This is a genomic window from Chryseobacterium salviniae (assembly GCF_035819015.1).
Lineage (GTDB): Bacteria > Bacteroidota > Bacteroidia > Flavobacteriales > Weeksellaceae > Chryseobacterium > Chryseobacterium salviniae.
Genome location: NZ_JAYLAA010000081.1, coordinates 1 through 6,285, shown reverse-complemented (window position 1 = coordinate 6,285; position 6,285 = coordinate 1). Strand labels below are relative to the sequence as shown.

Sequence of the window (6,285 nt, the reverse complement as noted above, 5' to 3'; positions counted from 1 at the left end):
ACAATAAAGAAAGAAAAAACATTTAGAGGACAAAAGAAAAAAGATCGCATATACATAATAAAAGGATCTTATACAAAAGACGAAATCACTGGTGTAGCTTACGCAGAAGTAAATGTAAAGACAAGAAAAGTGATTAAATATACACACGGAGAATAATAACTTAATCTCGCAAATTGTAATCTATGAACACTAATCAAGACCCACCGCACTTGTAGTGGGTTTAATATATTTTGAAAATAATAAGTATATTTGTCACTATGTTGACCATTGAGGTACTGTACGTGTGAGCTACTTCCACAATGGCAGCGGAATAGAAGTTCTTGAAGAAAACAACTATTATCCTTTTGGGTTAAAGCATGAAGGGTATAATGCTTTGGCAGGAAATCCTTCGTATCAGTATAAGTACAACGGCAAAGAACTGCAGGAGACGGGAATGTATGATTATGGGGCGAGATTCTATATGCCGGATATTGGGAGATTTGGAACACATGACCCTTTAAGTTCTACAACCTTAGACCCCTATGGATATACTTATAACAATCCAATCAACATTATAGACCCAACAGGTATGCAAGGGGAAGATTGGATAAAAAGAGGTAGTCAGGTATTTTTTGATGCATCTGTAAAGTCTCAGGCGGATGCAGTTGGTAAATATGGAGAATCAGCACAACATCTTGGTGAAGGTAGTACACTTACTACAAGTAATAGCGAAGGGGTATTGTCGCAATATACTTTCCATGACAATGGTACAGTCTCTAATGCTTCAGGAACTGTTTTAGATACAGGTTCAGATACAGTTACAGAAGGAGGAACAACTATTATGGGTTCTACAAATAGTATGTTTTCAGAAGGTGTGCATTCATTTTTGGCAGAAAGTTCTAACCCTAATCCTTTAGAACAATATAGAGCTTATCGTGATAATCCTAACTATAATGCTGGAGAATCTCGACTTGATAGAACTTTTAGACTAATGAATAGTGGTCATATTGAGCAAATGAGGGATGTAGCAAGTGGGTTTGCAGCAGGTGGTTATGGAAGAATTACAGGGACTACATTGTATAGAGCTGTATCACCTGCTGAATTAAGTGATATTTCTGCAAGTGGGGCATTGAGAGTTTCTAGCGCAGGATACGAAACAGGTAAACTTTTTACAAATAGTGCATCAAATGCTTCTCAATTTGGAAAATGGTTGTATAATTGGGATCAAACGCCTATGACAATTATAAGAGTACAAGTTCCAAATGCAGTTATGAAATCTGCTACTAATTTTACTGCTGATGGTTTACCTGCAACTTCAATTCCTGCAAATCAACTTCGAGCTATAAAKAGTATAGAGGCTTTAAAATATAGCCCTGTGGCTAAATAATAAATTATTATGAAAATTAGAGCAAAATTATTATTATATAAAGGAGGTAGAGAAACCCCATTTCAGAATGGGTATAGACCTCTCTTTGATTTTGATTCAACAAGTCTAGTATCAGGTAGAATTATGCTATCTTCTGAAAAAAAGATGGTGTATCCAGGTGAAGAAACTGAGGTTGAAATTGAATTTATATCTGATGATTACTTTGGAAACAAGCTCCATGTGGGAGAAAAGATTCTATTTACAGAATCTAAAAAACCTTTAGGAGAAATTGAAATAATAGAAATTTAAAATCATGCCATCGAATTTGGTGGCTTTTTTTATTTATCTTTCTTCGGAAACTTCAACAAAATATGATACAAAAAAACTTCCTTCCCCTCGCTAGCGCGAGCGTCCCGCTCGTGCCGGTAGAAAAAATAAACCCACCGCAAAGCGGTGGGTTTTGTATTTATAGCGCAGCAATATTTTTATCAAAGAAGTCTTTGAATTTTTTGGTAGTAAGCATTTCCCCCGCTGCGCAAAGTCTGTGACTTTGAGCGGATAAAACAAACCCACTGCAATTGCGGTGGGTTTGTTTTATAAAGCGGCTACATTTTTATTAAAGAAATCTTTAAATTTTTGTTTGGTAATCATTGTTTCGAGCATAGCGAAGATTACATTTTTATCTTTTTCTTCCAGTCCATTTATTAACCTTACCTGTTCTATCAGGGTTTTATCTTCTACCACAACTTCGGTAGGAACTTCATTATCCGGATGTACAATCTGGTCAATGGAAACACCGTAAAATTTAGCCAGTTTATCAAGCATCTCAACGGAAGCTTCACGTTGTCCGTTCTCAATCTTATTGTAATGAGAAATCCCCAAACCTATTTCTGTAGCGACTTGCTTTTGCAAAAGTCCTTTTTGTTCTCTTAGTGCTTTTATATTTTGTCCTAAATCCATTGTCAGAATATTTACAAACAAAAATATCCAAAAAGTCCATAAATAACAAATAATATCCAAATAGTAAAATAATTATTTGACTAAAAGGAAATTAATTTATAGATTTGCAATAGACAAATAGGCACAAAATAAATTAAACCCTCTATTTATGGAGATTACAGAAATAAAATCCCAGTTATCAATTGCAAATGTTCTGCATTATTACGGTTTAAAACCTGATAAGAACAATAAAATGTGCTGTCCGTTCCACGAAGATAAAACGCCATCAATGCAGATCTATTACAAAACGCAGACAGCATATTGTTTTAGCAGTAATTGCAAAACGCACGGCAAAAGTATGGATGTGATCGATTTTATAATGCACAAAGAAAATTTATCAAAGCACGAAGCGATAAAAAAAGCTGAAGAGATTTTAAATCCAGGTTCCGGAAACCAAGAGATAAGTAAAGAAAAGTTCCTTAATAATATGTTCCAATATTTTAGGAATGCGATAAGCAACAGCAAGCCTGCAAAGAAATATTTGGAAAAGAGAAATCTGGATAATAGCATTTTAGAAATCGGCTATAACTCTGGTCAGTTCCATCACGGGGAAAGGAAAACGGAAGAACTATTGAGACAGGCTTTAGAAGTTGGACTGTTGCAGGATAAAGGACAAATCAACAGCAGAACCGGAGAAAAAGGGTATAGTCCTTTTGCGAAATGGTGTATCTGTTTTGCGCTGAGAAATCAGAAGAATGAAGTTACAGGATTATACTTTAGAAGTATTTTAAACGATGATAAAGCCAAGCATTATTATCTGAAAAATCGTTCCGGAATCTATCCAAACTATCCAAAATCAGATACTAAAAAACTCATTCTTACAGAAGCAATCATCGATTGTGCGAGTTTACTTCAGATAAAAGAAATCAGAGACAATTACAGTCTCATAAGCTGTTTTGGAACTAATGGATTGAATGAAGAGATTTTAAACACAATAAAAGAACTTCCGGAACTTGAAGAAATTATTTTCTGTTTTGACCAGGATAAAGCAGGAAAAGGAGCAGTAAAGAAATATGCAGAACTGTTGAAACAAGAATGTAAATCTGTCACACTGAGCGTAGTCGAAGTGCCGAACAATGATATAAATGAGACTTTGCAGTTACACGATGAAACAATATTTGTAGAATTACTGAATAATAGAAAAGATATTTTTCTTTCAACTGAAACAATAAAAGTTACAGAAGCAGAACCAAGAGCAGAACCGAAAACAGCAATCGACTTTTTAGAGCAGAAAAATTTACTTCAGAACCTGAACCAATTAATTGAAAAAGCCGGAATTATCGGGGAGGAAAACAGCCGCCTTCTACTCTTTTTAATTACGATAAGTTACTTAAATAAAAGTCCGTTACACGGAATTGTCCAGGGAAGTTCCGGAAGCGGAAAAACGCATATTATCTCAAGAATTGCAGACTTAATGCCACAGGAAGATGTTCTGAGATTTACAAGAATTACAGAATCCAGTTTATATAATTGGGGCGAGTTCGATTTATTCCAGAAGATCATCATCATAGAAGATCTGGACGGATTAAAAGAAGATGCTTTGTATGCCTTAAGAGAATTTATATCGAACCAGGTATTGAGAAGTTCCGTAACCATCAAAGATAAAAAAGGAAATAATAAATCCAGTCATAAGATTGTAAAAGGTCAGTTCTCAAGTTTATCAGCCACCACAAAAGGCGAAACGTATGAGGACAATATGAACCGCAGTTTTATTGTCGCCATCAATGAAAGCGAGGAACAGACCAGGAAAATTATTGATTATCAGAACCTGAAAAATGCAGGAATGATTCACCGGGACAACGAGCAGAAAGCCATCAGTTTTATACAGAAATTAGTCAAGAATCTGAAATGTTATGAAGTGGTAAATCCTTACGCAATGGAACTGCAATTGCCCGATAAAGTGAAGAATAAAAGGCGGTTGAACGAAATGGTACAAAGTATTATCAAGCAAATCACCATCCTAAATCAATATCAGAGAAAACAGACCGATGACGGGAAATTAATTACAGAAATCGAAGATCTGGAACAGGGAATTGAGATACTTTTTGAGAGTATTATTTTGAAGATTGACGAGCTGGACGGAAGTCTGAGACAGTTTTTAGAAAAGCTGAAGAAACGTTTTGAGCAGAGAGAATTTAATCGTTTTGAAGCAATGGAATATACAGGTTTTAAGAAAAGCCAATTGCAGGTTTATCTGAACGAATTGGTACGGTTGGAATATCTGAAACAGAAAGGTTTTGTAAACAAAGGATTTACCTATAAAATCGGTTACAGCGACGATATCGGAAAAGTCAGACAGGAATTAAAAGACCACTTCCATAAAATTATAGAACGTTTAAAAACAAAGAATAAATAATTGCCTGACTTGCAAAGTCCGGAAGCTAGCGGAAACTAAACGGAAACAAGAGTTGTTGAAAATCAATAGGTTATAGTAAAAAATCGTTTGTTTCCATTTTCCACAGAAAACACAAAAGCAAAACCGTCATACTAATACAAATGGATGAAGAAAATATACTACAATTTAGAAAAGAACTACAGAATTTAGGGTATTGTAAAACCGTTATAAACTCCTATCCAAAGCAGATTGCAAAGTTTTTAAAATATATCCGGAAAGAAAATTTTGAAGTACAAAGCCAGGACATTTTAGAGTATTACAGTTATCTGAAAACGGTCATAAGCCCGAGAACTAAAAAGGCTTTAAGTGATAACTATCTCCACTCTATTGCATTGGCCATCAAACTCTACTTTGAATATTTACAAAGATCCGGAACCATAAAACTCAATCCTTACCAGCTGAAAATTAAAACTCCGAAATCAGAAGAGAGAAAAGTATTTACAGACGAAGAAATCAGAAGATTATACAATAAAAGCACATCATTACAAACCATCATATTACATCTGTGTTATGCGTGCGGAATGAGGAGAAGCGAAGCATCAGAACTAAAGATTAAGGATATTGATTTAGAAAATAATCTACTCTACATCAAAAAAGGAAAAGGTAAAAAGCGCAGAGTTATTCCATTTACAAAACAAGTTCAGAAAGATATTAAAGACTTTATTTTTTCATCTGAAGGAAAAGAATATTTATTGAACATTACAGCAACAAGAATCTACGAAGAATTTAAAAAGTTACTCAAAAAAGCAGAGTTGAATAATCAAGGATTTACATTACATTGTTTAAGGCATACAATTGCTACACAACTTCTGGAACAGGGAATGGAGCTTGAAAAAGTGAGGGATTTTTTAGGACATCAATATTTAGGAACAACTCAAATCTACACAAGAATCAATGATGGAACTGGAAAACTATCTGCAAAATGAACTATCTGGAGGAACTGTAAAAAACTATCTCTACGAAATAGAAAAGTTTAAAAAGCATAATAAAAATCCGGAGAAACTGAGCTATCAGAATCTAATGGAATATGTAGAATACTTAAGAAAAAGCTATACTCCACAAAGCGTAAAAAGAACGGTTTATGCGATAAAAAAATACTACGATTATTTAGTAGAAACAGGAAAGATAAAAACAAATATTGCAGGAAATATCAGGATAAAAGACGGCAAAGAAAACCCGATACAATTACAGGAATTACTGACAGAAAAGGAATTAAAAAAGCTTTTAGAACCAAGAGAAGAACGATATCCGATATTGGAAAAAAGAAACCAAATTATAATGAGTTTACTGGTGAATCAGGCGTTATTAGTTGGAGATATTGAGAAACTGAAAATCGAAGATTTAGATTTACAAAATGCAAAAATAAAAGTTCAGAAATCAGGAATTACAAACAGTAGGATTTTAGATTTAAAAGCAGAACAAATATTGTTGTTTTATCAATATTTACAGGAAGAAAGAGAGAAATTAGAAAGGCAAAAAACTTCTTTTTTTCTACTGAATAAACTTGGGTCAGCAATTACAAAAGACGACATCAACTATCTTGTAT

Annotated in this window: 6 protein-coding genes; 5 read left to right on the top strand and 1 reads right to left on the bottom strand. The window is 34.1% G+C overall.

Translation table 11 applies throughout. The features are described 5' to 3' along the window. Positions 1-283: 283 nt before the first annotated feature. Together SOP96_RS20040 and SOP96_RS19850 are read left to right on the top strand one after the other, a co-directional pair. Complete coding sequence (locus SOP96_RS20040; RefSeq protein WP_411912000.1) at positions 284-1,366, top strand: RHS repeat-associated core domain-containing protein; 1,083 nt, start codon at positions 284-286, stop codon at positions 1,364-1,366. Between the two features lie 9 nt (positions 1,367-1,375). After that, positions 1,376-1,654 (top strand): EF-Tu C-terminal domain-related protein, encoded by a 279-nt coding sequence (locus tag SOP96_RS19850; RefSeq protein WP_326322587.1) that lies wholly within the window; start codon positions 1,376-1,378, stop codon positions 1,652-1,654. 285 nt (positions 1,655-1,939) lie between these two features. Here SOP96_RS19850 and SOP96_RS19845 read toward each other — a convergent pair whose 3' ends face one another. Next, on the bottom strand, positions 1,940-2,305 hold the full coding sequence (locus SOP96_RS19845) for a helix-turn-helix domain-containing protein (protein WP_326322586.1): 366 nt from the start codon (positions 2,303-2,305) through the stop codon (positions 1,940-1,942). Positions 2,306-2,453: 148 nt separating this feature from the next. On the opposite strand from SOP96_RS19845, the gene SOP96_RS19840 reads away from it, so the two are divergent. From SOP96_RS19840 to SOP96_RS19830, 3 genes are all read left to right on the top strand, one after another. Next, positions 2,454-4,700, top strand: coding sequence for a CHC2 zinc finger domain-containing protein (locus SOP96_RS19840; RefSeq protein ID WP_326322597.1), 2,247 nt, complete (start codon positions 2,454-2,456; stop codon positions 4,698-4,700). 140 nt (positions 4,701-4,840) lie between these two features. After that, on the top strand, positions 4,841-5,665 hold the full coding sequence (locus SOP96_RS19835) for a tyrosine-type recombinase/integrase (protein WP_326322584.1): 825 nt from the start codon (positions 4,841-4,843) through the stop codon (positions 5,663-5,665). Further along, positions 5,634-6,285 (top strand): tyrosine-type recombinase/integrase (locus tag SOP96_RS19830; protein WP_326322596.1); only part of this gene is annotated, 652 nt, incomplete at its 3' end. The genes SOP96_RS19835 and SOP96_RS19830, both read left to right, overlap by 32 nt.

What these genes read in the sequence shown, in the direction of transcription:
- SOP96_RS19850 (WP_326322587.1), top strand. Translation starts at nt 1,376, where the DNA reads ATGAAAATTAGAGCAAAATTATTATTATATAAAGGAGGTAGAGAAACC.
- SOP96_RS19845 (WP_326322586.1), bottom strand. Translation starts at nt 2,305, where the DNA reads ATGGATTTAGGACAAAATATAAAAGCACTAAGAGAACAAAAAGGACTT.
- SOP96_RS19840 (WP_326322597.1), top strand. Translation starts at nt 2,454, where the DNA reads ATGGAGATTACAGAAATAAAATCCCAGTTATCAATTGCAAATGTTCTG.
- SOP96_RS19835 (WP_326322584.1), top strand. Translation starts at nt 4,841, where the DNA reads ATGGATGAAGAAAATATACTACAATTTAGAAAAGAACTACAGAATTTA.